Source organism: Aquipseudomonas alcaligenes NBRC 14159 (genome assembly GCF_000467105.1).
Classification (GTDB): Bacteria; Pseudomonadota; Gammaproteobacteria; order Pseudomonadales; family Pseudomonadaceae; genus Aquipseudomonas; species Aquipseudomonas alcaligenes.
This window is the reverse complement of sequence record NZ_BATI01000035.1, coordinates 1-13,682: the sequence shown is the minus strand read 5'-3', so window position 1 is coordinate 13,682 and position 13,682 is coordinate 1. Positions and strand designations below refer to the sequence as shown.

Here is a 13,682-nt window from a genome sequence, read left to right as displayed (position 1 = left end):
CAGCAGGCTGGTGCAAATATGCTGATGTTTATTAATGCAAATTAACAGTTGGCCCCGTTTGGCTAATATTGTGCTGAGGGGCATGACCTTAGGCAGTAAGTTTCTGCTTATTTTCTTCCTGGCGCGCTTCTTAACGCCCTCAGAGCTGGGGCTTTATGGGCTGTTAGCCGCTACTATCGGCTATGCCTTGTACTTGCTGGGATTGGATTTCTATACCTACACCACGCGGGAGTTGCTCAAGCGACCGCGTGAGCAGTGGGGCGCCTTGCTGAAGAATCAGACTGTTTTGACGCTGGTTCTTTATGCAATTTTTCTTCCCTTGCTCCTGTCCATATTTGCCATGGAGCTGCTGCCTTTACATTTGGCTGGCTGGTTTTTCATGTTGTTAGTGCTTGAGCACCTGGGGCAGGAGCTTATGCGTCTGCTAGTCGCTACATCGGAGCAGCTTGTTGCCAGCATTGTGTTTTTTCTGCGTGCGGGTGCTTGGGCGGTGGCGATTGTTGTATTGATGTTTTTTGAGCCAGCTACCCGCAAAATTGAAATTGTGCTTGCGGCTTGGACCGTTGGTGGCTTGAGCGCCTGCCTGCTTGCGTGCTGGAAATTGTTCCAAATGCGCATGGGTGCGTGGCACAAGGAAGTCGACTGGGCTTGGATCCAGTCTGGTATCAAAGTGGCATTGCCATTTCTGGTGGCGACTCTTGCCATACGAGGTGTGTACACACTCGATCGGTACTGGCTGGAGGCTCTTGCTGGACTTGAGGTGCTTGGTGCCTATGTGCTGTTTATTGGTATTGCGAATGCCATGATGTCGTTCTTGGATGCTGGAGTGTTTGCTTTCAGTTATCCGGCGCTGATTAATGCGTTCCAGCAAAACAGGTATGCCGAATTTCGCCAAGAGCTTGTAAGGCTGCTGACTCAGACAGTGGTGTTGTCGTGCGCTTTTTCGATTGCAGCATGGCTGTTGATTGATCCATTGCTGGGTTGGCTTAATAAGCCTCTCTATATCGAGCAGAAGGGGCTCTTTCCTTGGGTTCTGCTGGCTACATTCATATATGCATTGGGTATGGTTCCGCACTATGGGCTATACGCTCAGGGACGCGATCATCCTATTATATATAGTCATGTAGTAAGCTTGGTCGTATTCGTTGGGGTGACCTGGTTTATTTCCTTGTATTGGGCGCATCTTGCGGTTCCAGTAGGTCTTTGTATTGCTTTTTTCTCTGTCTTGGTTTGGAAGTCATTTGCCTATTTGAGGTTTTCGCCAAGCCCTATTCGTTCACTTCAGTCCTGAAAGTTGCAGGCTACAATAGAGGTAATTCATATGTTTAATAATGCATCTATTCTTATTACTGGTGGTACCGGTTCTTTTGGTAATACTTTTGTGCCAATGATTCTGGCTAAGTACAATCCGAAGAAGGTCATCATCTACTCGCGTGATGAAATGAAGCAGTGGGAAATGGCCAAGAAGTTTCAAGGTGATTCCCGTGTGCGGTTCTTTATAGGTGATGTTCGCGACAAAGATCGCTTGTACCGGGCGCTGGATGGCGTGGACTACGTCGTCCATGCTGCGGCCACCAAGATCGTTCCGACGGCTGAATACAATCCGTTCGAGTGCGTGAAGACCAATGTGATCGGTGCCATGAACCTGATTGATGCCTGTATCGACAAGGGCGTCAAGCGGGTTGTGGCTCTGTCCACCGACAAGGCAAGCAGTCCGATCAACTTGTATGGGGCTACCAAGCTGACTTCCGACAAGTTGTTTGTGGCTGGAAACTCTTATTCCGGAGAGCACGGTACTCGTTTCTCCGTTGTGCGCTACGGCAATGTCATGGGCTCCCGTGGTTCGGTCATTCCGTTCTTCATGTCCATCAAGGACGAAGGCGTGCTGCCTATCACCGACGAGCGGATGACCCGCTTTATGATCTCTCTGGAAGAGGGCGTCGAGTTGGTCTGGCATGCCTTCGAAGACATGGAGGGCGGCGAGATCTACGTGAAGAAGATTCCATCCATGAAGGTTACCGATCTAGCGCGTGTAGTCGCGCCTGAGGCCAAGCAGGAAATCGTTGGCATTCGTCCGGGCGAAAAACTGCATGAGCAGATGATCAGCGCGGAAGATGCCTACTACACCTACGAATATCCTGAGCACTTCAAGATTCTACCGGTGATTAACAACTGGGCTGCCTGCGAGAAGCGTATCAAGGACGGTAAGAAGGTCCCGGAGGGCTTCGTTTACGCCAGCGATAACAATACCGAATGGATGAGCGACGAAGAGTTGCAAGCCTGGATCGAAAAAAACCGCGAAAAGATCGGGAGCATCTGAAACATGATTCCCTACGGTCGTCAGGACATCACCCAGGCCGACATCGATTCGGTCGTGGCTGTGCTGCAATCCGACTTCCTGACCCAGGGCCCGATGGTGCCGCGCTTCGAACAAGGTGTGGCCCGGCATGTGGGCGCCGAACATGCGTTGGCGGTGAACAGCGCTACTTCCGCCCTGCACATCGCCTGTCTGGCGCTGGGGCTTGGTCCGGGTGATCGGCTCTGGACCAGTCCAGTCACTTTTGTCGCCTCCGCCAACTGCGGCCTTTACTGCGGCGCTGAAGTGGATTTCGTGGACATCGACCCACGCACCTACAACCTATGCTCTAAGGCACTGGAGGCCAAGCTCCAGCAGGCTGAGCTTGACGGCACGCTGCCCAAGGTGGTGGTGCCAGTGCACCTCTGCGGCCAGCCTTGTGACATGCAGGCCATTGATGCGCTGGCAAAGCGTTATGGCTTCCGCGTTATCGAGGATGCTTCCCACGCCATCGGGGGTAAGTACCAGGGCGAGTTCATCGGCAATTGTCGCTACAGCGACATCACCGTTTTCAGCTTCCATCCGGTGAAGATCATCACCACCGCCGAAGGCGGCATGGCGTTGACCAACGATGCTGCACTGGCCGAGCGTATGGCACTGTTGCGTAGCCACGGCATCACCCGTGAATCGTCGAAGATGACTCACGAATCGGATGGTCCCTGGTACTACCAGCAGATCGATCTCGGCTTCAACTACCGGATGACCGAGCTGCAGGCCGCTTTGGGTGTGACTCAGCTAGAACGCCTCGATCAATATGTCGCCCGTCGTCACGAATTGGCCCGGCGTTATGACCAGTTGCTGGCGGGGCTTGCGGTCACTACGCCCTGGCAACACCCAGATAGTTACTCCGGACTGCACCTTTATGTGATCCGCCTGCAACTGGAGAAGCTGCGCAGCAGCCACCGCCAGGTATTCGAATCACTGCGTGAGCAGGGTATCGGCGTCAACCTCCACTACATTCCGGTCCATACTCAGCCGTATTACCAGCGCATGGGCTTCCAGATCGGCGACTTCCCCGAGGCTGAGCGTTACTACGGCGAAGCCATCAGCCTGCCCATGTTCCAAACCATGACGGAACAGCAGCAGGACGAGGTGATCGCCGCGCTGCACAAGGCATTGGAGATATGAGACTTGCAGTCATCCCTGCGCGTGGCGGCAGCAAGCGAATCCCGCGCAAGAACATCAAGCCATTCTGTGGCAAGCCGATGATTGCGCGCTCGATCGAGGCGGCCCTGGCAAGCGGCTGTTTCGACCGGGTGATCGTCTCCACTGACGATGCGGAAATCGCCGATGTGGCTCGTCAATACGGCGCGCAGGTTCCTTTCATGCGCCCCGCGGAACTTTCGGACGACTACACCGGGACCGTCCCAGTCATCCGCCATGCAGTGGACTGGTTCGTCAGTAATGACGAGGCTCCGGAGCAGGTGTGCTGCATCTACGCCACCGCGCCCTTTGTTTCCGGTGAGGATATTCGCAGGGGGTTGGAGGCGCTGACTAGCGACAACTGCGACTACGCCTTTTCCGTCACCAGCTATGCATTTCCGATCCAGCGAGCCATTCGCATCACATCGTTGGGCCGTGTCGAAATGTTCCAGCCCGAGCATTTCAATACGCGCTCACAGGATCTCGAAGAGGCCTATCACGATGCAGGGCAGTTCTACTGGGGGCGCGCCCTCGCCTGGCAGGAGGGCCGGGTGATCTTCGGTCCGTATTCGTCCCCAGTATTGTTGCCTCGTCATCGTGTTCAAGACATTGATACTCCCGAGGACTGGGAACGGGCCGAATGGCTGTTCAAGGCCATGCAGGCGCAGATTGGACGTTAGGTCGATGAGGATCGCTTTCCGGGCCGATGCCTCGTTGCAGATGGGCAGCGGTCACATCATGCGCTGCGTGACCTTGGCCGATGCCCTGAAACAGAGAGGTGCAGAGTGCCACTTTCTCTGCCGGGACCATCCTGGCCACCTCGTCGAACTGGTTCGCGGCAAGGGCCATGTCGTTCATGTGCTGAATTGCGAGCAGGACAGCCCGATAGATCCTGAGGGACCCGCTCATGCCGCCTGGCTGGGCGCTACCCAGGAGCAGGATGTTCAGGCCTGCCTACCTATCCTGCAGGCGCTCCAGCCGGATTGGCTGATTGTCGATCACTATGCTTTGGATATTCGTTGGGAAGAGCGGCTGCGGCCCTTTTGTCGACGGTTGATGGTTATCGATGATCTGGCTGATCGGGTACATGCCTGTGATCTTCTGTTGGACCAGAACCTAGGACGCTTGCCTGGGGACTATGCGCGCTTAACTCCATCGCATTGCCGAACCTTGATCGGCCCCACTTATGCATTGTTGCGTCCGGACTTTTCTCAGCTTCGTGAGTACAGCCTGCAGCGTAGGAAGACGCCTGCGCTGCGCCACCTGCTAATCACCATGGGCGGAGTGGATCAATACAACGCATCTGGTCGGGTTCTGGATGCGCTGAAGCAGGTCCGTTTGCCTGCCGATTGCAAGATTAGCGTGATCATGGGGTTGCAGGCGCCTTGGGTTGAGCTGGTGCGTACGATGGCTTTACAGATGCCCTGGCCGACAGATGTGCTGGTCAATGTGGATGATATGGCGCAGCGTATGGCTGAAGCTGATCTGGCCATTGGTGCTGCAGGCAGTACCTCTTGGGAGCGTTGCTGCTTGGGCTTGCCAACTTTCCAGCTTGTTTCAGCGCAGAACCAGCAGGAGGCGGCTCGCGCTCTGGAAGAGGTGGGTGCAGTCCGGAAACTATCTTTAGAAGATGATTTGTCCAGCACCTTGCCTCGGCTATTCGATGCACTGGGCAAGCATCTGGAGGGGTTGAGGAACCTTACGCAACAGGCTGCTGCAGTTACCGATGGCAGCGGGTGTAGGCTGTTGATGTGCGAGTTATTAGGAGGACTGAATTATGGTCAGTGACTTCGGCAAGTTGCGTGATATTGCCACTGACGAGCTGGAACTGATGCGAGCGTGGCGTAATGCTCCGGCTGTTAGAGCCAACATGTATACACGTCATGAGATTTCACAAGAAGAACATCTGGCCTGGTGGGCGCATATCTCCGGGCGCAATGACCAGCGGTATTTCATGTACGAGTTAGCTGGCGTTCCTTCCGGAATTGTGGCTTTTACTGGCATCGATAAGGGCAGTCGTAACTCATCCTGGGCCTTCTATTCCGCACCCAATGCGGCCAAGGGGACAGGGAGCAAGATGGAGTATCTTGCACTCGAGCAGGCCTTCGAGGAGCTGCATCTGCACAAGCTTTGCTGTGAAGTGCTGGCCTTCAACTCAGCAGTCATCAAACTCCATCAGAGGTTCGGTTTTCTGGTCGAGGGGGTGCTGCGCGATCAGCATCTGGTTGATGGGAACTTTGTCGATGTGTATCGGCTCGGGATACTTAGTCATGAGTGGGCTGCTCTGCGCCTGAGTATGGCGGAAAAAATCAAGTCTTTTCCCAAGGTGAAATCATGAGTGTACAAATAACCATTGCCGGGCGCGATATTGGCTGTGATTTTCCGCCCTATATAATTGCCGAGTTGTCGGCAAATCATAATGGTCGTCTTGAAACTGCGATGCGCATTATCGAAGAGGCCAAGAAGGCCGGAGCCGATGCGGTCAAGCTACAAACTTATAAGCCGGACACCATTACGCTGGACTCTGATCGCGAAGAATTTCGTATTTATGGCGGGTTGTGGGACGGCAGAACATTGTATGAGTTGTATCAAGAGGCCCACATGCCGTGGGAGTGGCATTCACTGCTATTCGAACATGCGCGCAAGGTGGGGATCACAATTTTCAGTTCGCCTTTCGATAATACGGCGGTTGATCTACTTGAAAGCTTGAATGCTCCGGCATACAAAATCGCTTCCTTTGAGGTTGTGGATTTGCCCCTGATCAAGTACGTGGCCAGCACCGGCAAGCCCATGATTATTTCCACCGGAATGGCCGATGCTGAGGAAATTCAAGAAGCCATTGATGCGGCGCGTGAAGGTGGTTGCAAGGAACTGGCAATCCTCCATTGTGTCAGCGGATATCCCGCCCCGGCCGAGGATTACAACTTGCGCACGGTTCCCGACATGATCCAGCGCTTCGGTCTGGTGACAGGGCTGTCTGACCATACTCTCGATAACACCACGGCTATAGCCAGCGTGGCGCTAGGAGCCTCCATTATCGAAAAGCACTTTACGCTTGATCGCAGCGGTGGCGGGCCTGACGACAGCTTCTCCCTAGAGCCAAATGAATTGGAAGCCCTTTGTCGAGACAGTAAGACGGCCTGGTCCGCCTTGGGGCGAGTTGACTATGGGCGGAAGTCAAGCGAGCAGGGGAACGTTCAGTTTCGAAGGTCATTGTATTTTGTGAAAAGCCTGAAAGCCGGCTCTGTCATTACTGCTGATGTGGTAAGAAGTGTGCGCCCGGGTTTTGGCTTGCCGCCTAAATATCTTGAGCTGGTACTGGGTAAGCGGCTGGCTAAAGATGTGCAGGCTAATTCTCCGGTGATGGATGATTGTTTGGAATGACAGCTTGGGCATCGGGAGAGCTGAAAAACTGTGATTAAACAAAAGGGGCGCGTTTCTCTGTTTATAGGGTTTACTCCTTATCATGCATACGTTGTCAGTCGCATACTTGACCAGTGCGAGGGGCCCGTATACTGCTGCTTTAGCAAGCTTTGGCCGAACTCGTCGCGTAGATATACTCGCCTTGGTTTTGCTCGAGATCGGATGGAGAGTTTAGCAGGGGGGCTTTCTTTTCTAGTCTTCGCCTTCTTTGTTAGGTGGCTTAAAATCCGGCGGATTGCCTTAGATGTTTATATGCCGCATCCGGGGAATATTTTTACCAATTATCTTTTTTTATCGGCGCGAGGTGGGTGTCGTGTGTATATTTATGAGGATGGCATTCTGAACTATTACGATGCTGTGCAGCGTAATACTTTTGTGGGTTTCGGTAAGCGGTTGCTTTCTTGGTTAGGTCTGATGCCTTACCGACCATACAAGGGACATTTGGCAGGTTACGACGCGGGTTGCTATGACGGCGCTTTTTTGTCGATGCCAACGCTGGCAGTCAGGAGAGATTCGTTGGGCATTGTGCGGGCACTACCGGTGCCCGCAAAGAGCCTGAGCGTTGACCCTCATTTGGTGTTGTTTCTGGATCAGAACGTAAGCGCATTCTTGGACGGCGTGCAGCGCCAATCTTGTGTGGATGAGATGTTCAGACTGTACCCACTTGCGGAGTTCCGTTATGTATACAAGCCTCATCATGATTTCTGCTCGGAGATAAGTCACAAAATGAGCAGGTTGTCTGCCGCCGAAGCGGCGTTACCTGCAGAGCTACTGGTGGAAAAAATTTGCCCTGGGCACGTGGTGAGTTTTTTTAGTTCGGCACTGATCAATATTAGGAATGTGTTTCCGGGGATATCTTGTGTATCGCTAGCTTCTTCAATGGTCCCTATCTCTCGGGGTGGTCATCAGGAACCGCTCAGTAAGTTATTTGCTCAGGTCGGGGTTGAATGTTTGGGCGCAGGAGAGCAATGACATGGGCCTTGGGCTTGTCGATGTCTATGCGCTTCTAGTGTTGCTCCTATGCTTTGGTTTTTTCCGTCTCTGCGGCGGAACTCTTAATTTCTTCAATCCAGCATCTCTTTTTTTCCTGTTTCACGTTATTTTATTTGGTGCTGGCTCTTGGTATCGCTGGCTCTATGAAGGGCGAGTGTGGGTTAGTGATGAAGCAGTGTTTATTGTTTATTCCAGTCTAATGTTGTATGTGCTTGGCGCTTTCTCCGTGGCCACGGTGCTATTTTCAAGTGCGCCGTCACTCAGCTTGCCTAGATTGCTGGCCCGGGCTCCTGTCGTTGAGTTGAGTCCTCTGAGCTGCCTAATGGTAGTTATGTTGCCCGTACTGATCTCGCTATTTTACTCCCTGTACATTGGTGGTCTGGTTTGGCTCCAGTCGGATATCGATGATCTCCGTGTGGAGGTGCGCAAGGGGATTGGTTGGCTCGCGTTGCTAGGCATCGCTAGTGCATTTCTGGGTACTTTGTTCTATTTGTTTTCGCGTCGCACTATTGGCTGGCTTGAGGGCTTTTTTGTAGTTGCTCTGCTTTCTGCGTGCGCTGCCTCTTATGGAAATCGTGCTCCTGGTGCAGAAGTGTTCATTGCGGGGATATTTAGTCTGTTAATTTTGAAGTCAGGGCGATTGCCGGTTTTTCGTCTGTTTGTTGTTGGCGGTCTGGCCTTTCTATTGGTGGTAATGGTGGGGCTGTATCGCCAAGGTTTCGAGATGTCTTTTTACGGCATCCTGCAGCAAGGATTATGGCGGCCATTTGTTAATTTTCAGAATTTTCAAATTCTGTACGATGCGTTTCCTTCTTCTATTCCGTTTCAGATGGGCAATGGTTATTTGATTGTTCTTGCAGTTCTGATGCCAGGATATCAGCCGAACTATTCAGTCTGGCTCAAAGATATGCTGCGAATGGAGTTTACGGGGGGGGGATAAATCAGACGTATCTTGGTGAGTTCTATAGTAATTTTTCGTTGCTTCCTGCGCTGCTGTGTAGTTTTTTGTTGGGGGCGATATTCCAGCTTCTGTACTGTCTGATGTGTTTGCTGCGTTTTTCTCCTCAGTTGATGTTGGTCGTCTCGTTCTCGCTCAAGGGGATGGTGAGTTCGGGGTTGATGAGTCCACTTTTGTATAGTTTTATTCCATTTGTTTTGCTGTATTGGATGTATCGGTTGGTTCTAGGTGGTGTGGTGTATGAAAAAGCTTAGTGTTTTGGGTATTCGTGGCGTCCCAGCAATGCATGGCGGCTTCGAGACTTTTGCTGAAAAATTGGCATTATACTTGGTCGATAAAGGATGGGAGGTCGTTGTTTACTGTCAGGAAGGCATAGGTGAAGGGGTTCGTGAAAGCGTTTGGCGTGGCGTAAGGTGTATTCATGTACCGGTCAAGGGCGATGGGGCGTTTAGCACTATTGTTTTTGATCTTAAGTGCATTTTGCATGCCCTTTCAAGCAAAGGCCTGTTTTTGACGCTTGGGTATAATACGGCAGTCTTGAATTTGTTGCAGCGCATCGTTGGGCAGGTCAACTTAATTAATATGGATGGTATCGAATGGCGCCGAGATAAATGGGGGGGCGTCGCCAAAGCATGGTTTTGGCTGAATGAACGGGCAGGCTGCTGGATTGGTAATCACTTGATCGCCGACCATCCGAAAATTAAGGAGCATCTAGCCACTCGGGTATCGGCGGACAAGATCACCATGATTCCGTATGGCGGGGATGAGGTTGTGGAGGCGGATGCAGGCTTGTTAAGCCGTTATGATATTCAGGCCAATGAATTTTCGGTCATCATTGCCCGCCCGGAGCCGGAGAACTCCTTCCTTGAGATGGTGCGAGCGTTCAGCCGGAAGCAGCGAAACCACAAGCTGGTTGTTCTTGGTAATTTCACGCCAGATACCAATGCTTTCCATCGCCAGGTGATGGAGGCTGCCAGTGATGAGGTGGTGTTCCCAGGGGCTATATACGATGCGCCTGTTGTACGGGCGCTGCGCTTTCATAGTCGCTTCTACCTTCATGGTCATCGCGTTGGAGGGACTAATCCGTCGCTGGTTGAGGCCTTAGGTGCCGGTTGTGCTGTCATTGCCCATGACAATCACTTCAATCGTTGGGTTGCCGGCCCTGAGGCGGCGTATTTCAAGAGCGAAGCGGCTTGTGGCGAGCTATTCGACGGTCTTTTATACGACTTGGCATCGGTTGAGCGGATGAAGTTGGCTAGTCGAGCTCGTTTCAAGGAGCGTTTCACTTGGGAGCAAGTCCTGGAGAAGTACGAGGACTTGTTGAGTCGCTGGTATCCCAAATAACGAATCAAGAAAGAGCATATCTATGACTCGCATTCTGGTCACCGGTGGTGCCGGTTTTATCGGCTCTGCCGTCGTTCGACATTTGATCAGTAACACGACATTCGAGGTTGCCAACCTCGACAAGCTCACTTATGCCGGCAACCTGGAGTCCTTGGCTTCGGTGTTCGACTCGCCGCGCTATCGCTTCTACCAGGTTGATATCTGCGATGCGCCTGCGCTGGACGTGGTACTGGCGGAGTTCAAGCCTACGGCGGTGATGCACCTGGCCGCCGAGTCGCATGTGGATCGCTCCATCGACGGGCCCGCCGACTTCATCCAGACCAATATCGTCGGTACCTACACCCTGCTCGAGTCTGTGCGCCGTTACTGGAATGGTCTTGCGGAAGAGAGTAAAGCGGCATTCCGCTTCCATCACATATCCACTGATGAGGTGTATGGCGATCTGGAAGGTACCGAGGATCTGTTTACTGAAACCACTCCTTATGCACCCAGCTCTCCCTATTCGGCGTCCAAGGCCAGTTCGGATCATCTGGTGCGTGCCTGGCAGCGTACCTACGGCCTGCCGGTGCTGGTGACCAATTGCTCGAACAACTATGGGCCTTACCATTTCCCGGAGAAGCTGATTCCCCATGTAATCCTCAATGCGCTGGCCGGCAAGCCGCTGCCCGTGTATGGGGACGGTTCGCAGATTCGCGACTGGCTGTATGTCGAGGACCACGCGCGTGCCTTGGTCGAGGTGGTATGCAAGGGGCAAGTCGGGGAGACCTACAACATCGGCGGGCACAACGAAAAGCGCAATCTCGAGGTGGTGGAGACGATCTGCGACCTTCTGGATGAGTTGGTGCCGCGAGCAGCTGATCGTGGCGAGGGCTGCTCCTACAGAGAGCTGATTACCTTTGTGAAGGATCGGCCGGGACATGACCGGCGCTATGCCATCGATGCGTCGAAGATTGCGCATGAGTTAGGCTGGGTGCCGCAGGAGTCTTTCGACAGCGGTATCCGCAAGACCGTGCAGTGGTATCTAGATAACCGCGACTGGTGGCAGCGCGTGTTGAGCGGCGACTATCGGCTGGGGCGTTTGGGGGAGCAGGTATGAAAGGCATCATTCTCGCGGGGGGCTCTGGCACCCGTCTGCATCCCATTACCCGAGGCGTTTCCAAGCAGCTATTGCCCATCTATGACAAACCGATGATCTACTACCCGCTTTCGGTATTAATGCTGGCCGGTATTCGCGAAGTACTAATCATCTCCACGCCGGAGGATTTACCCAACTTCCGCAAGCTGCTGGGCGATGGCAGCGATTTCGGTATCCAGCTCAGCTATGCCGAACAGCCGTCGCCTGACGGCCTGGCACAGGCCTTCCTGATCGGCGAGGAGTTCATTGGCGACAGCAGTGTCTGCCTGATCCTAGGCGACAACATCTTCTATGGCTACGGTTTCAGCGCCATGCTGCACGAGGCTGCCAGCCGCCCCCGCGGTGCGACCGTATTCGGTTACCACGTCTCCGATCCGGAGCGCTTCGGCGTGGTCGAGTTCGACGCGCAGGGCAAAGCCGTTTCCATCGAGGAGAAGCCGGCCAAGCCGAAGTCGAATTATGCAGTGACCGGCCTGTACTTCTATGACAACTCGGTTGTCGAGATCGCCAAGCAGGTCAAGCCCTCCGCGCGCGGCGAGCTGGAGATCACCGATGTCAACAATGCCTACCTGCAGCGCGGTGAACTGCATGTGAGCCTGCTGGGGCGTGGTTTCGCCTGGCTGGACACCGGTACCCATGACTCGCTGATGGAGGCCAGCCATTTCGTCCAGACCATCGAAGCCCGGCAGGGGCTGAAGGTGGCCTGTCTGGAGGAAATTGCCTACCACCAGGGCTGGCTCTCTGCCGACCGCCTCGCGCACCAGGCTGCCGCCTTGGGCAAGACGGGTTATGGCCGTTATCTGCAGCAGCTGCTGGAACAGGAGCGCACTCGGTGAAGGTGATAGAAACGCAGCTGCCCGGTGTACTGATCATCGAGCCCAAGGCATTTGGCGATCATCGCGGTTTTTTCCTGGAGACTTTTCAGGTCGAGCGCTATCGCGAGCATGGGATCGATCTGCCCTTTGTCCAGGACAATCACTCACGTTCGGCACGTGGCGTGCTGCGCGGTCTGCATTTCCAGCGCACGCGTCCGCAGGGCAAGCTGGTCAGTGTCAGTCGCGGTGCCGTCTACGATGTGGCGGTCGATATCGATCCGCAATCAGCGACCTGTGGCCAGTTCGTCGGCGTGGAGCTGAACGACGAGAACCATCGCCAGCTCTGGGTGCCGCCGGGCTATGCGCACGGCTTCTGCGTGCTCAGCGAGGTGGCTGATTTCCAGTACAAGTGCACCGACTACTATCAGCCGGAGGATGAGGGCGGGCTGCTGTGGAACGACCCCGATGTGGGTATTCCGTGGCCTGTCGCCGAGCCTCAGCTTTCCGCCAAGGATCAGCTGAACCCCAGGCTGCGTGACCTGCTTTCGGGAGTGGCGCGCTGATGCGGGTGCTCGTGTGCGGCGCCCGTGGCCAGGTGGGGCATGAACTGATGCGCCTCGCTCCGGAGTGGGTCGAACCTGTCGGGCTGGGTTCTGCCGAGCTTGATATCACCGACCCGCAGGCCGTCAGTGCGGTTATCCGCGACGTCCGGCCGGAACTGATCATCAATGCATCGGCCTACACCGCCGTGGACAGGGCCGAGTCGGATGTTGCGGGCGCTTATGCGGTCAATCGCGATGGCGTCGGCTATCTGGCCGCCGAGGCTCAGCGCCTGGGCATTCCGCTCTTCCATATCTCCACCGACTATGTGTTTTCTGGCGATGCCAGTGGGCCCTACCGCGAGGATCAGCCGACCGGGCCTACGGGGGTCTATGGCGCCAGCAAGCTGGCTGGCGAGCAGGTGCTTGCCGCCACCTGTTCCCGGCATCTGATTCTGCGCACCAGCTGGGTCTTCGGCAGCCACGGGGCCAACTTCGTCAAGACCATGCTGCGCCTGGGGCGTGAGCGCGAAGAGCTTGCCGTGGTGGCCGATCAGCAGGGCTGCCCGACTTCGGCGCGCAGCATTGCGCAGGCCCTCTGGCATTCGGCCGCGCTATGGCGGCGGGACGCCGTGCTGGAGTGGGGTGTCTATCATTTCGCCGGGCAGCCGGCGGTGAGCTGGCACGAGTTCGCCGTGGAGATTTTCCGCCAGGCCCAGGAGTCCGGGCTACTCGCGCGTATTCCGCGGGTCAGGCCCATCACGTCACAGGAGTATCCCACCCCGGCCAGGCGTCCTCTCTGGTCGGTACTGGATTGCAGCAAGGGCAGGGCGCGTCTTGGTCTCGAGCCTGCGCCCTGGCGAGAAGAGTTGCGTCTGGTGCTCGCCGAGTTGCCCTCCTGAGCCTGGTGAGGCAAACACCGCGCCAACTGTGTTAACTTTGGGCGCTTTTTAAACTCCGGTTCGCCCATGCCCCC

14 protein-coding genes are annotated in these 13,682 nt (G+C 54.8%); all 14 read left to right on the top strand.

All coding sequences use genetic code 11. The annotated features are described in order from the left end of the window. Nucleotides 1-34 precede the first annotated feature (34 nt). The 14 genes from PA6_RS17740 to rfbD all read left to right on the top strand — a co-directional run bounded on the left by PA6_RS17740 (nucleotide 35) and on the right by rfbD (nucleotide 13,608). On the top strand, nucleotides 35-1,291 hold the full coding sequence (locus tag PA6_RS17740) for a lipopolysaccharide biosynthesis protein (protein WP_021702337.1): 1,257 nt from the start codon (nucleotides 35-37) through the stop codon (nucleotides 1,289-1,291). A gap of 30 nt (nucleotides 1,292-1,321) precedes the next feature. Continuing rightward, entirely contained in the window at nucleotides 1,322-2,320 is a 999-nt protein-coding gene (gene pseB / locus PA6_RS17735; RefSeq protein ID WP_021702336.1) for a UDP-N-acetylglucosamine 4,6-dehydratase (inverting), read from the top strand. 3 nt (nucleotides 2,321-2,323) lie between these two features. Beyond that, nucleotides 2,324-3,484 carry a UDP-4-amino-4,6-dideoxy-N-acetyl-beta-L-altrosamine transaminase gene (gene pseC / locus PA6_RS17730; protein WP_021702335.1) on the top strand — a complete coding sequence of 387 codons (1,161 nt, stop codon included), beginning with the start codon at nucleotides 2,324-2,326 and terminating at the stop codon, nucleotides 3,482-3,484. Beyond that, complete coding sequence (pseF, locus tag PA6_RS17725) at nucleotides 3,481-4,179, top strand: pseudaminic acid cytidylyltransferase (RefSeq protein ID WP_021702334.1); 699 nt, start codon at nucleotides 3,481-3,483, stop codon at nucleotides 4,177-4,179. Before pseC ends, pseF begins: the two co-directional genes overlap by 4 nt. A gap of 4 nt (nucleotides 4,180-4,183) precedes the next feature. Then, the gene (pseG, locus tag PA6_RS17720) at nucleotides 4,184-5,287 is read left to right on the top strand and encodes a UDP-2,4-diacetamido-2,4,6-trideoxy-beta-L-altropyranose hydrolase (RefSeq protein WP_021702333.1); all 1,104 of its coding nucleotides are present in this window, start codon (nucleotides 4,184-4,186) and stop codon (nucleotides 5,285-5,287) included. Beyond that, the gene (pseH, locus tag PA6_RS17715) at nucleotides 5,277-5,837 is read left to right on the top strand and encodes a UDP-4-amino-4,6-dideoxy-N-acetyl-beta-L-altrosamine N-acetyltransferase (RefSeq protein ID WP_021702332.1); all 561 of its coding nucleotides are present in this window, start codon (nucleotides 5,277-5,279) and stop codon (nucleotides 5,835-5,837) included. The genes pseG and pseH overlap by 11 nt, the downstream gene beginning before the upstream one ends. After that, nucleotides 5,834-6,883, top strand: a complete 1,050-nt coding sequence (gene pseI, locus PA6_RS17710) for a pseudaminic acid synthase (protein WP_021702331.1) — start codon at nucleotides 5,834-5,836, stop codon at nucleotides 6,881-6,883. The genes pseH and pseI overlap by 4 nt, the downstream gene beginning before the upstream one ends. 201 nt (nucleotides 6,884-7,084) lie before the next feature. Continuing rightward, the gene (locus PA6_RS23465) at nucleotides 7,085-7,894 is read left to right on the top strand and encodes a hypothetical protein (RefSeq protein ID WP_147289536.1); all 810 of its coding nucleotides are present in this window, start codon (nucleotides 7,085-7,087) and stop codon (nucleotides 7,892-7,894) included. A 1-nt stretch (nucleotide 7,895) separates the two neighbouring features. After that, nucleotides 7,896-8,855 carry a hypothetical protein gene (locus PA6_RS17705; protein ID WP_021702329.1) on the top strand — a complete coding sequence of 320 codons (960 nt, stop codon included), beginning with the start codon at nucleotides 7,896-7,898 and terminating at the stop codon, nucleotides 8,853-8,855. A 258-nt stretch (nucleotides 8,856-9,113) separates the two neighbouring features. Further along, a complete protein-coding gene (locus PA6_RS17700) occupies nucleotides 9,114-10,217 on the top strand; it encodes a DUF1972 domain-containing protein (protein WP_021702328.1) in 1,104 nt (367 codons plus the stop codon). A 22-nt stretch (nucleotides 10,218-10,239) separates the two neighbouring features. Continuing rightward, nucleotides 10,240-11,313 carry a dTDP-glucose 4,6-dehydratase gene (rfbB, locus tag PA6_RS17695; RefSeq protein ID WP_021702327.1) on the top strand — a complete coding sequence of 358 codons (1,074 nt, stop codon included), beginning with the start codon at nucleotides 10,240-10,242 and terminating at the stop codon, nucleotides 11,311-11,313. Next, entirely contained in the window at nucleotides 11,310-12,188 is an 879-nt protein-coding gene (gene rfbA / locus PA6_RS17690; protein ID WP_021702326.1) for a glucose-1-phosphate thymidylyltransferase RfbA, read from the top strand. The genes rfbB and rfbA overlap by 4 nt, the downstream gene beginning before the upstream one ends. Further along, nucleotides 12,185-12,730, top strand: coding sequence for a dTDP-4-dehydrorhamnose 3,5-epimerase (gene rfbC / locus PA6_RS17685; RefSeq protein WP_021702325.1), 546 nt, complete (start codon nucleotides 12,185-12,187; stop codon nucleotides 12,728-12,730). Before rfbA ends, rfbC begins: the two co-directional genes overlap by 4 nt. Beyond that, entirely contained in the window at nucleotides 12,730-13,608 is an 879-nt protein-coding gene (rfbD, locus tag PA6_RS17680; RefSeq protein WP_021702324.1) for a dTDP-4-dehydrorhamnose reductase, read from the top strand. The genes rfbC and rfbD overlap by 1 nt, the downstream gene beginning before the upstream one ends. Nucleotides 13,609-13,682: the final 74 nt, after the last annotated feature.

What these genes read in the sequence shown, in the direction of transcription:
- PA6_RS17740 (WP_021702337.1), top strand. Translation starts at nt 35, where the DNA reads ATGCAAATTAACAGTTGGCCCCGTTTGGCTAATATTGTGCTGAGGGGC.
- pseB (WP_021702336.1), top strand. Translation starts at nt 1,322, where the DNA reads ATGTTTAATAATGCATCTATTCTTATTACTGGTGGTACCGGTTCTTTT.
- pseC (WP_021702335.1), top strand. Translation starts at nt 2,324, where the DNA reads ATGATTCCCTACGGTCGTCAGGACATCACCCAGGCCGACATCGATTCG.
- pseF (WP_021702334.1), top strand. Translation starts at nt 3,481, where the DNA reads ATGAGACTTGCAGTCATCCCTGCGCGTGGCGGCAGCAAGCGAATCCCG.
- pseG (WP_021702333.1), top strand. Translation starts at nt 4,184, where the DNA reads ATGAGGATCGCTTTCCGGGCCGATGCCTCGTTGCAGATGGGCAGCGGT.
- pseH (WP_021702332.1), top strand. Translation starts at nt 5,277, where the DNA reads ATGGTCAGTGACTTCGGCAAGTTGCGTGATATTGCCACTGACGAGCTG.
- pseI (WP_021702331.1), top strand. Translation starts at nt 5,834, where the DNA reads ATGAGTGTACAAATAACCATTGCCGGGCGCGATATTGGCTGTGATTTT.
- PA6_RS23465 (WP_147289536.1), top strand. Translation starts at nt 7,085, where the DNA reads ATGGAGAGTTTAGCAGGGGGGCTTTCTTTTCTAGTCTTCGCCTTCTTT.
- PA6_RS17705 (WP_021702329.1), top strand. Translation starts at nt 7,896, where the DNA reads ATGGGCCTTGGGCTTGTCGATGTCTATGCGCTTCTAGTGTTGCTCCTA.
- PA6_RS17700 (WP_021702328.1), top strand. Translation starts at nt 9,114, where the DNA reads ATGAAAAAGCTTAGTGTTTTGGGTATTCGTGGCGTCCCAGCAATGCAT.
- rfbB (WP_021702327.1), top strand. Translation starts at nt 10,240, where the DNA reads ATGACTCGCATTCTGGTCACCGGTGGTGCCGGTTTTATCGGCTCTGCC.
- rfbA (WP_021702326.1), top strand. Translation starts at nt 11,310, where the DNA reads ATGAAAGGCATCATTCTCGCGGGGGGCTCTGGCACCCGTCTGCATCCC.
- rfbD (WP_021702324.1), top strand. Translation starts at nt 12,730, where the DNA reads ATGCGGGTGCTCGTGTGCGGCGCCCGTGGCCAGGTGGGGCATGAACTG.